This is a genomic window from Streptomyces sp. NPDC047869 (genome assembly GCF_040704065.1).
Lineage (GTDB): Bacteria > Actinomycetota > Actinomycetes > Streptomycetales > Streptomycetaceae > Streptomyces.
The window spans coordinates 152,766-164,785 of record NZ_JBEYRK010000019.1 but is presented as its reverse complement, the minus strand read 5'-3'; the positions used below and the strand labels follow the sequence as shown (position 1 = coordinate 164,785).

The 12,020-nt window shown below is 68.6% G+C and carries 15 protein-coding genes and 3 pseudogenes; 11 read left to right on the top strand and 7 right to left on the bottom strand.

Annotated elements, in window-relative coordinates; genetic code table 11:
- The first annotated feature begins 795 nt into the window (after positions 1-795).
- From AB0924_RS24455 to AB0924_RS24445, 3 genes are read left to right on the top strand one after another with little or no spacing between them, the layout of a single operon-like run.
- A complete protein-coding gene (locus AB0924_RS24455; protein WP_358939975.1) occupies positions 796-1,227 on the top strand; it encodes a hypothetical protein in 432 nt (143 codons plus the stop codon).
- A gap of 9 nt (positions 1,228-1,236) precedes the next feature.
- Positions 1,237-2,097 carry an alpha/beta hydrolase gene (locus tag AB0924_RS24450; RefSeq protein WP_366912512.1) on the top strand — a complete coding sequence of 287 codons (861 nt, stop codon included), beginning with the start codon at positions 1,237-1,239 and terminating at the stop codon, positions 2,095-2,097.
- A 40-nt stretch (positions 2,098-2,137) separates the two neighbouring features.
- Positions 2,138-2,521 carry a hypothetical protein gene (locus AB0924_RS24445; RefSeq protein WP_366912511.1) on the top strand — a complete coding sequence of 128 codons (384 nt, stop codon included), beginning with the start codon at positions 2,138-2,140 and terminating at the stop codon, positions 2,519-2,521.
- Between the two features lie 9 nt (positions 2,522-2,530).
- On the opposite strand, the gene AB0924_RS24440 is transcribed toward AB0924_RS24445, so the two are convergent.
- Positions 2,531-3,371, bottom strand: a protein-coding gene (locus AB0924_RS24440) for an IS5 family transposase (RefSeq protein WP_366912510.1) whose coding sequence is annotated in 2 segments (ribosomal slippage) — positions 2,531-3,314 and positions 3,313-3,371 — 843 coding nt in all. Because the reading frame shifts where the segments join, the coding sequence is not laid out codon by codon here.
- Positions 3,372-3,557: 186 nt separating this feature from the next.
- Here AB0924_RS24440 and AB0924_RS24435 point away from each other — a divergent pair.
- On the top strand, positions 3,558-4,064 hold the full coding sequence (locus AB0924_RS24435) for a class I SAM-dependent methyltransferase (RefSeq protein ID WP_366912509.1): 507 nt from the start codon (positions 3,558-3,560) through the stop codon (positions 4,062-4,064).
- Positions 4,065-4,598: 534 nt separating this feature from the next.
- Positions 4,599-4,802 (top strand): cold-shock protein, encoded by a 204-nt coding sequence (locus tag AB0924_RS24430; protein ID WP_143653936.1) that lies wholly within the window; start codon positions 4,599-4,601, stop codon positions 4,800-4,802.
- Between the two features lie 177 nt (positions 4,803-4,979).
- On the opposite strand, the pseudogene AB0924_RS24425 reads toward AB0924_RS24430, so the two are convergent.
- A pseudogene (locus tag AB0924_RS24425) lies at positions 4,980-5,243 on the bottom strand (RNA polymerase subunit sigma-24); the annotation flags it as partial.
- Positions 5,244-5,250: 7 nt separating this feature from the next.
- Here AB0924_RS24425 and AB0924_RS24420 point away from each other — a divergent pair.
- Positions 5,251-5,446, top strand: a pseudogene (locus tag AB0924_RS24420) (hypothetical protein); the annotation flags it as partial.
- A 39-nt stretch (positions 5,447-5,485) separates the two neighbouring features.
- Here the strand turns inward: AB0924_RS24420 and AB0924_RS24415 are convergent.
- On the bottom strand, positions 5,486-5,881 hold the full coding sequence (locus AB0924_RS24415) for a DUF2267 domain-containing protein (protein ID WP_358939964.1): 396 nt from the start codon (positions 5,879-5,881) through the stop codon (positions 5,486-5,488).
- Between the two features lie 315 nt (positions 5,882-6,196).
- Here AB0924_RS24415 and AB0924_RS24410 point away from each other — a divergent pair, with 315 nt between their 5' ends.
- A complete protein-coding gene (locus AB0924_RS24410) occupies positions 6,197-6,829 on the top strand; it encodes an MBL fold metallo-hydrolase (protein WP_358939962.1) in 633 nt (210 codons plus the stop codon).
- Positions 6,830-6,945: 116 nt separating this feature from the next.
- Entirely contained in the window at positions 6,946-7,188 is a 243-nt protein-coding gene (locus tag AB0924_RS24405; protein WP_366912508.1) for a hypothetical protein, read from the top strand.
- A gap of 235 nt (positions 7,189-7,423) precedes the next feature.
- Here AB0924_RS24405 and AB0924_RS24400 read toward each other — a convergent pair whose 3' ends face one another.
- Together AB0924_RS24400 and AB0924_RS24395 are read right to left on the bottom strand one after the other, a co-directional pair.
- On the bottom strand, positions 7,424-7,594 hold the full coding sequence (locus AB0924_RS24400) for a hypothetical protein (protein WP_011113206.1): 171 nt from the start codon (positions 7,592-7,594) through the stop codon (positions 7,424-7,426).
- A 176-nt stretch (positions 7,595-7,770) separates the two neighbouring features.
- Positions 7,771-8,067 carry a hypothetical protein gene (locus tag AB0924_RS24395; protein ID WP_358939957.1) on the bottom strand — a complete coding sequence of 99 codons (297 nt, stop codon included), beginning with the start codon at positions 8,065-8,067 and terminating at the stop codon, positions 7,771-7,773.
- A gap of 145 nt (positions 8,068-8,212) precedes the next feature.
- On the opposite strand from AB0924_RS24395, the gene AB0924_RS24390 reads away from it, so the two are divergent.
- The 3 genes and pseudogenes from AB0924_RS24390 (at position 8,213) to AB0924_RS24380 (ending at position 10,285) form a co-directional block, all read left to right on the top strand.
- Positions 8,213-8,806, top strand: coding sequence for a hypothetical protein (locus tag AB0924_RS24390; RefSeq protein ID WP_358939955.1), 594 nt, complete (start codon positions 8,213-8,215; stop codon positions 8,804-8,806).
- Positions 8,807-8,925: 119 nt separating this feature from the next.
- Positions 8,926-9,129: pseudogene (locus AB0924_RS24385) on the top strand (suppressor of fused domain protein); the annotation flags it as partial.
- Between the two features lie 268 nt (positions 9,130-9,397).
- Entirely contained in the window at positions 9,398-10,285 is an 888-nt protein-coding gene (locus AB0924_RS24380; protein WP_358939953.1) for a neutral zinc metallopeptidase, read from the top strand.
- Between the two features lie 220 nt (positions 10,286-10,505).
- On the opposite strand, the gene AB0924_RS24375 is transcribed toward AB0924_RS24380, so the two are convergent.
- Together AB0924_RS24375 and AB0924_RS24370 are read right to left on the bottom strand one after the other, a co-directional pair.
- Positions 10,506-10,682: a hypothetical protein gene (locus tag AB0924_RS24375; RefSeq protein ID WP_366912507.1), complete on the bottom strand. Its 177-nt coding sequence runs from the start codon at positions 10,680-10,682 to the stop codon at positions 10,506-10,508.
- Positions 10,683-10,863: 181 nt separating this feature from the next.
- On the bottom strand, positions 10,864-11,787 hold the full coding sequence (locus AB0924_RS24370) for a GNAT family N-acetyltransferase (protein ID WP_366912517.1): 924 nt from the start codon (positions 11,785-11,787) through the stop codon (positions 10,864-10,866).
- Positions 11,788-12,020: the final 233 nt, after the last annotated feature.

Below are 12,020 nucleotides of genomic sequence, written 5' to 3'. Positions count from 1 at the left end.
CCCGACCCCGCCACCCACCCCCGACCCGCCCACCCCGGCGACGGATGCCGCAAACACACACACCCCATCCAACCCCCGCCACCAGCCCACACCAGCAAGCAAGTGATCGCACCGACCGACTCGCCGCCCCCGTGAGAACCGCGCGAATGAGGGATGACAGACGTCAACCAGCCGCTAATCCGGCCACACATCACGACCCGTCCCCGACGCCCCGCCGTCCCGGGCAAGGAGTCCGCACCGGATACCACCACAACCAGCCCGTCGCCGCCATAAGGACCGTCGTCGCCGTTGCCCCGCGTCACCACATCCAGATGCCCGTCACCATCGACGTCCCGGACACAGAAGCCAGTCATCCACATCGCCTCAGGCAGGTGCAGCAGGAGCATGCGCCGCGCAGACCCGCTCCTGGCTGATCACCCACCACACCGACCGCCGCCCCGCACCCGTCGAGCACATCCTGCACTGGTCGACCTGGCGCCGACGACGACAACACCGGGCCCGCACGAGCCACTACAAACGACGCGGGCACAGCCCCTGAACTTGCAGTCACGGCAAGCACCGTTGCAGTACGAGGCCGTGTCCCGGTACCAGAGGTCTTCGACCACGAGCAGGAAGAGGACCTCTGCGAAGGGTTCCGTCTGCCCGGGGGCCCGCACCCGGATTGCAGGCGGCCGACAGGATGCCCAGGCTGGAAGGAGCGAGGCCGGGAAGTGGTCGCCGGCCGGCGATCGGCTGGTCACCGTGCCGGTGCGACGTCCCGGCGTGCGGCAGCGACGACACGTCTCGAGGTGGCAGATGACATCAGCGACGACCGACGCGGCGGAGGAGTTCCGTCGGCTGAGCGACGACGATCCGGAACTGCAGGCCCACGGCGCGTACTACTCGTGCAGCTTCCTGCTGGACATGGACCTCCACCGGTTCCTCGTGCGGATGCACAAGGGAAAGGTGGACGAACTGATCACCGACCCCGAGCCGTTGGCGGCCTACGACTTCGCGATCCGCGCGGACGCTGAGACATGGCAGGGCTTCTGCCGGGAGACGCCTCCGCCGATGTGCCACGGCATCTGGGCGGCCACGTTCCGGCGGGGCATGCGCCTGGAGGGCGACCTGCTCGTGCTCATGCAGAACCTGCGTTGCGTGACCCGGCAGCTGGAGCTGCTGCGCGTCACGGGCCCCCTCGGGCCGGCAGACGAGGCCGGGCCCGCCCCGTCCCCTTGTGAGACATAGGAGCTCCCCATGGTCAGCGGCAGGATCTCTCCGGTCACCGGCCACTACGTCACCATCGACGTGGAGGACGCGCAGTACAGGGTGTTCTACCTGGAGAACGGGCAGGGCACGCCTCTGGTGTGCCAGCACACAGCGGGCTGCCACAACCACCAGTGGCGGGGCCTCCTCGAGGACGAGGAGATCACCGGCCGCTACCGGGTGATCGCCTACGACCTCGCCCGGCACGGCAAGTCGGACCCGCCGTGGAACCAGGGGTGGTGGAAGGAGGAGTACCGGCTCACCGCGGACCACTTCACGTCCTTCATCGTCGCCTTCTGCGACGCCCTCGAACTGCAGGACCCGATCTTCATGGGGTCGTCGTTCGGGGGGAACGTGGCCCTGCAACTCGCCCTGCGGCACCCGGACCGGTTCAAAGCGGTGATCCCCGTCGAGGGCGCGGACTACTCACCCGGCTTCTACCTCGACTGGTGGCAGCATCCCCACGCCAATGCCGCCCAGGTGTGCGCCAGCGGGGTGTGGGACCTCATGGCGCCGCAGTCCCCGGAGCAGGACCGCTGGGCAACCTGGTTCTACTACACCCAGGGATCGGAGGCGTTCAAGGGCGACCTGTACTTCTACTCGGTCGACCACGATCTGAGGGACCGGCTGGACGACATCGACGGCGACCGGTGTCCCGTGATCATGCTGACCGGCGAGTACGACTACCTCACCACCCCCGAGGACGGGCGCCGGACCGCAGAGGCCATCCGCGGAGCAGAGTTCATCGAGATGAAGGAGATCGGCCACTTCCCGATGAGCGAGAACTACCCGCGCTTCGCCCAATACCTGGGGCAGGCCCTGGAGCGGATCGAGAAGCGGACCGGCGCCTAGGTGTATTGAGTGCGGTGCCGTCGCCGACTGGAAACCTGAGGTGCAGGGGGCTGGGCTGGTCGGCGCGGTGCTGGGTGGTACTGAGGATCCGTTCTTCCAGCGGCCTCTGTGGCTGCAGACCCGTTGCGCCGGTCACATTTTGTGGGCCTACAACGAGGAGCACGTCGACGAGCTGTCCGCCTACGTCGGGGCGCGATTGCGAGAGCGTGGCGGCGTGCAGTCGACGATGTCGATGTTCGCTCGGCTGCCGGCGTGGATGAAGGTGTCGGACAATCGCGCGGAGGTGCTGGCCGGCCTGGAGACGCTGCGGGCGCTGGCCGGACGGATGGCACCTGCCGACCGCTCCGATGCCGCCCACGGGCGCGGTGACCGTCCCAGAGCGCACAGGAGTATGTACTTCCGGGGCGGCCCTTATGAGTCTTGAAGGCCCTGGTCACAGCCCTTCGTCGATGGTTGCGATGAGGACGGTTGCCTCGTAGCGGACCGCGAGCTTGTCATATCGCGTGGCGACCGCCCGGTGTCTCTTGAGGCAGTTGATCCCGCACTCGACCGCGTGGCGCTCGCGGTAGTCGGCCGGGTCGAAGTACGGCGGCCGGCCGCCGCGCGAGCCGAGCTTCTGGCGGTTGCGCGCCTGGTCGGTCTTGTCCGGGATGGTGCAGCGGATCCCGCGGCGGCGCAGATCGGCACGGTTTCTGCGGGAGGCGTAAGCCTTGTCGGCGCGGACTCGATTTAGTCGGACGCGGGGTCTGCCTGGTCCGATGCGGGGCACGCGGATCTTCTCCAGCACGGGTTCGAACTGCGGTGAGTCCCCGCGCTGCCCAGCCGCGATCACGAACGACATGGGCTTCTGACCTTGCTCGACAGCCAGGTCCAGTTTGGTGGTGAACCCGCGGCGCGACCGTCCCAGCCCATGATCATGGGGCTCGGTGAAGATGCCGCCCGGTGGTTCCTTCTGCAGGTCGCCCTGCTTGCGGGCCCCGGCCGCGTGCTGATGGGCACGGCAGACCACGGAGTCGAGGCCCACGTTCCAGACGATCGCGCCCTTCGCGTCGGCCAGGGCCTGGAGCCGGGTGAGGATCCGGTACCAGATGCCGTTCCGCTGCCACCGGCGAAACAGGTCGTAGACCCGGTTCCATGGTCCGAATTCGACGGGGACGTCCCGCCACGGAACTCCAGTCCGGACACGGAACCATATGCCGTCGATCAGTTGCCGCCGAGGGCCAGACGGGTGACCGACCCAGCCTGGCACCCTTCGGCAACAGCGGCTCCAGCACCGCCCACTGCTCATCCGTGAGATCTCCCCGACCCCTGAACCGTGATCATTCACAGCGCAAGATCCACTTCACACGGCCTGGAGGACTTCGACAGCGAGTGTCCGGCCTTCGTCATGCCCCGGGATCTCTCCTCCCCGCCGCCGCTGTTCGAATCCCGGCTTCCGGCTCACGCGCAATCGGGCTTCCGTGCAGGGGGTCACCGACCGGATCAGCACGGTCGAGGCGAACATCGACGAGTCCTGGGTCGAGATCGGTGAGGGCGCGCCGTACGACCTGATCTGGGCCGCAGCCTTCATGCACCACGTGGCCGACCCAGCCCGCACCTTCGCCCGGGCTTTCGAGCAGCTGCGTCCGGGCGGGCTCGTGGCCGTCACCGAGATGGACTCTTTCCCCCGGTACCTGCCCGAGGACACCGGTGTCGGTCGGCCCGGTCTGGAGGCCCGCCTGCATGCCGCCACGAACACCCGGCCGCCCCACGAACGGACCGACCACCTCCGGGGCGCCGGCTTCACCCTCGTAGAGCAGCGTCCCATCGCGATCCGCCTCGATGCCCCGCAGACGGGACCGTCTCTGAACGCCTACGCCCACGGTTTCCTGGCCGAGCTGCGCTTCCCCCGCCACCGACGTCCTGGACGCCGACGACCTGGACGCCCTGCTGGACAGGGCGCAGCCGCACAGCGTCGCGCACCGTGATGACCTGAGCGTACGCACCATCCGCACCACCTGGATCGCCCGCCGCTCCTGAGTCCGCGGGGCGAGCTGCGCGACGACCGGCTCGCCCGCCCCTGCCGGCTTCTTCCATTTTCACTTAGAGTCCGCCATGAGTACCGCAACCACTGCGGCCCTCGAACCCGACAGCACGGCCGCGCCACATCGGGGCCGCATCCTGGCCCTCCTGGGACTGGCCCAGTTGATGGTGGTCCTGGACGCCACCATCGTGAACATTGCCCTGCCCTCGGCCCAGGCCGTCGGGGTATTGACGGAAAACCGTCGTGACCGGCATGCCTTGGGTCTTCGATGCCTCCTTCGTCCGGGGGCGGCGTTGCCGCCTGGCGAGGCCTCCTCGAAGGGCCTAGCGTTGTTCGCAGAGCAGTCGTGGTTCCGAAGTCGTTCGCCCGCGGTCACTGTGCCCGCGGGCGCTTTGCTGTCCAACCTCCCCGGACCAAGGCGATCACTTCAGGACCCGCGGTACCTTGCGGGCCCAAACCCCCTCGAAGGAGAACAGGCATGGCTAAGGGCACGGTGAAGTGGTTCAACGCGGAGAAGGGTTTCGGCTTCATCGCGCAGGAGGGCGGTGGCCCGGACGTCTTCGCCCATTACTCCAACATCACTGGTCAGGGCTATCGGGAACTGCAGGAGGGCCAGCACGTCGAGTTTGACGTCACTCAGGGCCAGAAGGGCCCCCAGGCGGAGAACATCCGCGTCGTCTGACAGACGGTATGAGGGAGACGGCCGGCCGGGCCCCACGGTCGACCGGTGACGGGCCCCATGGTTCACCCTTCAGTGGCTCTTCGTGGATCAGCCTGGGTGGCATGATGCCTCAACAGACGGCCCGCTCAAGTGCCCGGTGAAGGTGACCCCTCTGCCGGGACAACCGAGCGCGACCTGTCATCGACACCGGCGGGCATTGAGCCGGGCGGCCTGGCGCGTCAGGTGGTCGCGCTCGGCGAGGTCGGGTGCCTTTTGGGCCGCCCCGGCGTACAGCCCGGCGTACAGCCGGCGTACAGCCGTGCCGCCGTCGCCAGGTCGCCGTCGCGCTCGTGCAGGTACCCCGCCACGGCGGTGTGGCGGGGGCAGTAAGTCGTTCAGCGTCGCGAGCGCCGCCAGCCCGGCGCGCGGTCCGCCGGCCTCGCCGACGGCCACTGCGCGGTTAGAGCCCGGTCAGCAGGTGGACCGGTCCCACGCGAAGATCTGTGCATTCGTCGAGGAGGCCATGGTCATCCTGAAGTCCTGGCGACTCCTCCGCAAGTTCCGGTGCTCGACCAACCCGGATCACCTGGCTTGTCCAAGCCGCCCTCACTCTGCATCTGACCAGCTCAGGCCCGTGGAAAAGCCTTGATGTCGACAGTCGCTGACCACCGATCGCGGCAACGACGCGGTTCGCGAAACGGTCGCTAGCTGGCACCGGCCGGGCCCGCGGGTTTGGAGAGCAGGACGTCGTACTCCCTGGGCAGTTGGGCGGTCGCGTTGCGGAACTCCTGGTCGCCAACCGCTTCCCTCAGGGTGGCCAGGACCGCGCGGATCCCGGCCTCCGCAAGTTCGCGGGGCACGTCCGCGCGGTCGGCTACACGCCGGACGAACGAGTCGGCCCCGTAGCCTTTCGCGATCTCCTCGTCCGTGCGCAGCCAGCTCTTCAGCGGCTCCGGCAGCGGCTCCGCGAGGTCCTGGGCCTCTCCGCCGCTGATCCGGTCGGCGAACACCTCAAAGGTGGCGCGTGTGAGGGTCTCCGCAGCGTCGAGGGAGACGCCCGCCCGCTCGGCTGCCTTCGCCAGGAATGCGTCGTACTCCATGCGACCCTGCCCCAGTCGTCGTCAGGCCGTCAGTCGGCGTGATCACCAACAGATCCAGTCAAACCCATACCTGTCGCCTCGGCCACTGGGCAGGGCCGGCATCGATCCCGCCGTGTCGCGGAGTGGCCATGAGTTCCTGCAGGTCAGCGTATGCGCCCCGGTAAGGGATGACCTGCCGGTTGCTGCCGCATGCCGGGCGGGGTCCACTGGGGGTAGAGGGCCTCATCCGGAAAGGGGCTGTTCCATGGAACGGCAGGCAAAGGACCCCAGAGCGCGGGTGACTGCCCGCGGCCGAGCGCTCCCGGCGGTGATGTCGTGACCGCCCGGGTCGAGTGCGTGGTGACGACCGGCGTTGTGGCCGGGCCGGACGCCGACACCACGCCGATGGAGAACAACGTGTGGATCGTCGGTGACGACGAGCAGGCGATGGTGGTCGACGCCGCACACGAGCCGGACGTCATCGCCACGGCGCTCGGCGACCGCCGCGTGGTGGCGATCGCGTGCACCCACGCACACAGCGGACACGTCGACGCGGCGGTGGCTCTGTCGGACCGCACCGGGGCTCCGATCATGCTGCACCCGGATGACCTGGAGCTGTGGCGTCGCAGCTTTCCCAGCCGTGTCCCCGACGAGGAACTCGTCGACGGCCGGGTGATCGACGTTGCCGGAACTGTTCTGACGGTGCGTCACACTCCGGGACACACGCCGGGATCCGTAAGTCTGTACGATCCGGCGCTGCACAGCGTCTTCACCGGGGACATGCTGCTCTCGCGCGGCCCTGGAGCCATCGGGCCGGAGGACTCCGACTTCCAGGCGATGATCCACTCGATCCGCGAGCGCCTCGTCACCCTGCCCCCCGAGACGGTGGTGTGCCCGGGGCATGGCGACGTCACCACGGTCGGCGAAGTGGGCGAGCGGGTGGAGGACTGGCTCCGCCGCATCACATGAGAGCGAGAGGCCCAGGAAGCCGAAGACGGCCAGGGTGTCACTGAGCCCTTTCCAATCCGAGGAAGGTGCTTGGTAGTTGGGCTGACAACGTGGTGAAGCCCCTGGTGACCCCCCGCATGGGGCAGAACTTCGTGGGCTGGCAACCGCCCGCCGGCGGCGACAGCACGCTGGGCGTGGTCGATTTTTCGATCTTCCCGCACCTGGATCATCCAGCTTGTCCGGAGAACACCATGGCCGCGGCAGAGCGATGGGCCGCCGGACTCGCGGGTCCGGCATACGCGATCGACGAGCAGGCCGCCATCAAGGTGGACGACGGCGCAGTCGAAGTGGTCTCCGAGGGCCACTGGACGGCCTTCTGAGAGCGGACGGTCACCGATCCAGCAGGCGGCCCCGCAGGCAGGAGGAGCAGGGTTCCACTGCTGGGCCTGCGGGGCCGGTGCGTTACTCACGTACCCTACGGTGCGTCCGATACGTCCGATCCCTCCCAACCGTTCGCACAGGAAGGCTGGTTACGTGAGTGGGGCCCGGCCGTATCCGGCCGGGCCCCACTCACCTCGCGCGCGTGGCGCGCTCATCGCGCCTGGCGTCTATCGGCTACCAGCGGTACCAGCGGCCCTTGCGGCCGCCACTGTCCGCCGTGCGAACGACGAAGCCCAGCAGCCACACGACGAGCACGATCACCGCGATCCACCACAGCGCCTTCAGCGCAAAACCCGCACCGAAGAGGATCAGGGCCAGCAGAAGAACCAGAAGCAGGGGAACCATCGTTATCAACCTCCTGGCCACCAGGTGCCCTTACCTCAGGCTGACAAGCCCACAAAGCGGGAGTTATTTCAGCGCGGGACGGGGCATATGCCGGCGCCGCGCGCCACGCCTGGTTCCTTCGGCCTCGTTCCTCACCCAGCGCAGAGCGCCTCGTCAAGCGGTGTGCGGGTCTGTGGTCAGGGTGTGTCGCCGGAGTAGTGGAAGCGGCAGGCGACCCCTGGGCCTGGTGTGCGCGGCTCGTCGGCGCCTGGGTCGTACAGGGCGCGGCCGCCGGGCCACCGCGACAGTTCGGTGGCCAGGGCGACACCGCCGTCGACTTCCTCCGGCGTCCAGCCGGTGATGTCCAGCAGCAGACCGTCCAGGGGTCCGCCGACGAGCGTCGCGTACGTCCGCGCGGGGAGTGGGCCGGGGTTGGGGTCGTCGTGGTCGCAGCCGTAGACCCGGCCACGCAGCAACTGCTCATCGCCGTTCATACCGAACAGCGTTGCAGCCACCACTGACAACGAGTTCTCCGTCCGTTGTCGGGGCCCGTGGACACCAAACGCGGTGCGCAGGGCTGCTCTGTCCGTGGGGGCGCGTAGCGTGAGCCGGCACAACGAACTCGCAGCAGGAACCACCATGCCACGTCTTGGAGAGCAGTCCGCTTCCGTCGCCGTGCCGGCCGCGTGGCAGCGTCGGCCGCGGCGGTCGTCGGTCCGGCACGGCCAGGCATCGTGCGCCGACTACGGCTGCACCCGCGCCGAGTTCCGCCAGGCAGCACTGCGAGCCCGCCGCCAGCGCGAGCAGGACCGCGGGCGTGGTCTGTCCGCCCGTGTCCCACCGCATGCCGCCGCACGGTGGGCGGTCCGGCTGCGCGAGCAGGGCATGTCCGCGCAGGACATCGCCGACCGAGCCGGGCTCTCCGTGACGCCGGTCCGCCGCGTCCTCCGGACTCCCACGCAGGGCACCACGGTCCGGGACATCGCCCGCACCTCCGCCGACGCCATCCCCGGCATCCCGCTCCCCGCCCGCCGCACCCCCGGCACCCCCGGCCTGACCGACTCCACCAGGCATCACGGCTGCTGGCCGACCTGGCACGCGCCGGATGGCCCGCCACCACACTCGCCCAGCGCCTGGACGTCAACGCCCGCACGATCGCCGAGGTCCGCGACACACACCCCCGCCTCCACCTCGACCTGGCCCTGCGGATACGCCGCCTGCACCACGACCTGATCAGCATCGACCCGGCCGGCTACGGCATCCACCCCACCGACATCGCCCGCACCCGCGCCGCAGCCGCCCGACGCACCGCGGCGACAGCCGCCTGATCCGGGTAACTCAGGGAGCCGTGGCTGCCCGGGTCCCACTGCGACCACCTGCTGATCAGCCTCCCCTACCTCCAGGGCCCCGGTCTGGAGAAATGCCCGCTGGCCGACGGACACGCCCCCATTCCCTGGGTGCTGCCGGTGACGGCGGCCGAGATGGAGTACCGCCGCACGCACGGTCACGAAGCCCTTGTACGGCTCTTCGACGAGTACGCGATCGTCCCGACCGACCCGAGGCGGCCGTCCGTCGTCCGAACCTCGCGGGCACGGTCCCGGCACCGGCGACAGGCGGGGTGCCGCTGCGCGGTCGACGGAATGGAGGGGCCGTCACCGCGCACTGTGGTCCGCCGTTCACCCACAGAGCGGCGTCGCGGCGTCGCCCGCCGGCTCCTCCGAGATGCGGAGCAGGAAGAGGACGGGATGGGGATGTCCTCGTACGGGGTAGGCGAGCGGGACGACGCGGGGCGGTCCGGCGCGCTGCTTGAGGGAGGGTCAACGTATGCAATTCGACGACGATGCTGCTCTGGACACGTCCGAGGTCGAGGACGGTCGGGGAGGTGCGCTGGGCGGGATCCCGGGCGGCGGGAAGACCATCGGCGGGGGACTGGTCGGACTCGTGGTGCTGGTCGCGTCCGTGCTCTTGGGTGTCGACCCCGGCATGTTCGGCTCGGGCAGCAGCGACACGTCCTCGTCCGGCAAGTCAGCCGCGGACCTCGCGGCGGACTGCCGGACCGGTGCCGACGCCAACCGCAAGGAGGAGTGCCGGATCGTCGCCGTGGTCGACAGCGTGCAGGCATTCTGGAAGCAGACGGAGACAGCCGCCGGCAAGCCCTACCAGCAGGCCCCGACGTTCCTGTTCACCGGCAGTGTGAACACCGGTTGCGGGAACGCGACTTCCGACGTCGGCCCCTTCTACTGCTCAGCCGATGACAAGGTCTATCTCGACCTCGGCTTCTTCAACGACCTGAGCAGCAAGTTCGGCGCCAAGGGCGGCCCATTCGCCGAGGCCTACGTCATCGCGCACGAATACGGCCACCACTTCCAGGACCTCAGCGGAACGATCTCCCGCGGCAGCGGAAAGGGCCAGAACAGCGGCTCGGTGAAACTCGAGTTGCAGGCGGACTGCTACGCCGGGGTGTGGGCCCACCACGCCACCACCACCCCCGACCCCAAGAGCGGTAAGCCACTGATCACCGACTTGACGAAGGACGACATCAACCGCGGGCTGGACGCGGCCGCCGCCGTCGGAGACGATCGTATCCAGCAGCGCTACCAGGGCAAGGTCACGCCCGACACCTGGACCCACGGCTCCGCGAGCCAGCGCCAGCAATGGTTCTCCACCGGCTACCGCTCCGGCCGCGTCGCCAGCTGCAACACGTTCAGCTGATCACACTGACAACCACGGTACGACGCCCGGCTGTTGGGCCGCCGCTGGTGGGCAGATCGCGTATTATGCCGCGCCGCGGTCGGTGGTTAGCGGCCGACACCAACAGCCCACACCCCGGCCGCCGTCGCCTATGTCCTCGTCCCACCCGGCGCCACCGCGAAAACCCTCGTCACCGACTCCCCCAGCCGGCGACCGTCAGACCACCGCACCCGAACCGCCGTCAGGACTCCCTCCCCAGCCGCTGATTCCACGCCCCGGCACGCCCCTCCCTCGGGTAGCCCCGTGCTGCGCCCAGCCGCGCTACCGCGCGGCGGGTGGCCCGGGCGTCCTTGTGCCCCAGGGCGTTCTGGACCCGGTGCAGCGCCGCGCCCTTGGAGAGCGCGTGCGTGGCGTACATGTGGCTTGTGTCCGCAGAGGCCGTGTGCGTGAGTTCGTGTCGTCATTAAGCAGGTCCGCTGCCGGAACCACTTTCGCGATGATGGGACCGACACGTTCTGCATTCTGACCTTGTTGATGTGGTGTAGATCACTCGACTGGAGGCGGGGGCACCGTCTGCGGAGCCCCCGCCCCGGACTCGATTAGCTCCAGGTCATGTTGATCTCACGCTCGAAATTGATGTATCCAGCGCGCCGGAAGGCGTTCGCCATCGGGACGTTGCCGAGGTCTGTGGATGCGCGGATGCGGGGGACGTGCTGCTCGGCGAGGATTCGGGTGCCCTCGGCGAGGATGCCGTCGATGTAGCCGTTGCCTCGGTGTGAGGGCAGGACCGCGATGTAGGCGATGATCGCGTTGTAGTCGTTGCGGGCCGGGATGACGAACCCCACTGGCTCTCCATGGGGCAGTGTTGCTATGCGCCACCAGTCCCGGGGGCTGGTGTAACGCGCCAGCTCGTCGTCGTAGTGCCGGACGGCCGCTTCGTGTACTGACATCCGGGTCAGGTCGTCACGGCCGTGTGCGTCCAAAGTCCCGTCCAGAACTGAGGACATCAGAGCCACGAGTTCCTCGCCATCGCGGACCGGCCGGAAGACGAGGCGCCCGTTGGGCTCGGGAACTCGCGATGCCGGACGCCATTCCAGACGCAGTCGTTCGACGAAGAGCCGGGCACCGGTCCGTTCAAGTACCGTCATCCGGTCTTCGACGGCTTGTCTCGTTACCGCGTTCTCACGCCAGTCCGGCGGGACGAAACGGCTGTACTCAGGGGGACGCGACCCGGTCGGGAGGGTAGCGGCCGTCGCGGCGTGCAGAAGTCGAACCCCGATGTTCACGTGATCGGAGCCCGAGGCGCTGTCTTCGATGTCGAGGATGTCCAGGATGAGTGGTGCGTCGCCGGCTGATCGGCTCCACCAGGCTGCCCTGGCGAGCAGGCGGTCACCGCGGAGGGCGACCCACATCCATTCCGGACGTCGGCGGCCGGCGACAAGGTCGTCCGCCAGTTCCTCATTGAGGACGTAAGGCAGTTGGGAGAAGAGGTCGAGTTCTTCGTGTCCGGTGATCGGACGCATGGTCAGGTCGTTCGTTTTCACGGTCAAGGCACGCTCCGGTGAAGGCGCCCGTCCGCTCCGAGGTCAGACGCGGTCCGCACCCCAGGAGGACACAAGCGCGGTGATCATGGGGATCATGGGCTTATCCCTCCTCTCGCTGTCGTGGCCCCTCAACCCTCGTGGTGGGGGTCCAGCAGATACGTCTATCCAACCGCAGCCCTCGTCCGCAAACCCTTTTCGATCACTCTGCTTTC

What these genes read in the sequence shown, in the direction of transcription:
- AB0924_RS24455 (WP_358939975.1), top strand. Translation starts at nt 796, where the DNA reads ATGACATCAGCGACGACCGACGCGGCGGAGGAGTTCCGTCGGCTGAGC.
- AB0924_RS24450 (WP_366912512.1), top strand. Translation starts at nt 1,237, where the DNA reads ATGGTCAGCGGCAGGATCTCTCCGGTCACCGGCCACTACGTCACCATC.
- AB0924_RS24430 (WP_143653936.1), top strand. Translation starts at nt 4,599, where the DNA reads ATGGCTAAGGGCACGGTGAAGTGGTTCAACGCGGAGAAGGGTTTCGGC.
- AB0924_RS24415 (WP_358939964.1), bottom strand. Translation starts at nt 5,881, where the DNA reads ATGGAGTACGACGCATTCCTGGCGAAGGCAGCCGAGCGGGCGGGCGTC.
- AB0924_RS24405 (WP_366912508.1), top strand. Translation starts at nt 6,946, where the DNA reads ATGGGGCAGAACTTCGTGGGCTGGCAACCGCCCGCCGGCGGCGACAGC.
- AB0924_RS24400 (WP_011113206.1), bottom strand. Translation starts at nt 7,594, where the DNA reads ATGGTTCCCCTGCTTCTGGTTCTTCTGCTGGCCCTGATCCTCTTCGGT.
- AB0924_RS24395 (WP_358939957.1), bottom strand. Translation starts at nt 8,067, where the DNA reads ATGAACGGCGATGAGCAGTTGCTGCGTGGCCGGGTCTACGGCTGCGAC.
- AB0924_RS24390 (WP_358939955.1), top strand. Translation starts at nt 8,213, where the DNA reads ATGCCACGTCTTGGAGAGCAGTCCGCTTCCGTCGCCGTGCCGGCCGCG.
- AB0924_RS24380 (WP_358939953.1), top strand. Translation starts at nt 9,398, where the DNA reads ATGCAATTCGACGACGATGCTGCTCTGGACACGTCCGAGGTCGAGGAC.
- AB0924_RS24375 (WP_366912507.1), bottom strand. Translation starts at nt 10,682, where the DNA reads ATGTACGCCACGCACGCGCTCTCCAAGGGCGCGGCGCTGCACCGGGTC.
- AB0924_RS24370 (WP_366912517.1), bottom strand. Translation starts at nt 11,787, where the DNA reads ATGCGTCCGATCACCGGACACGAAGAACTCGACCTCTTCTCCCAACTG.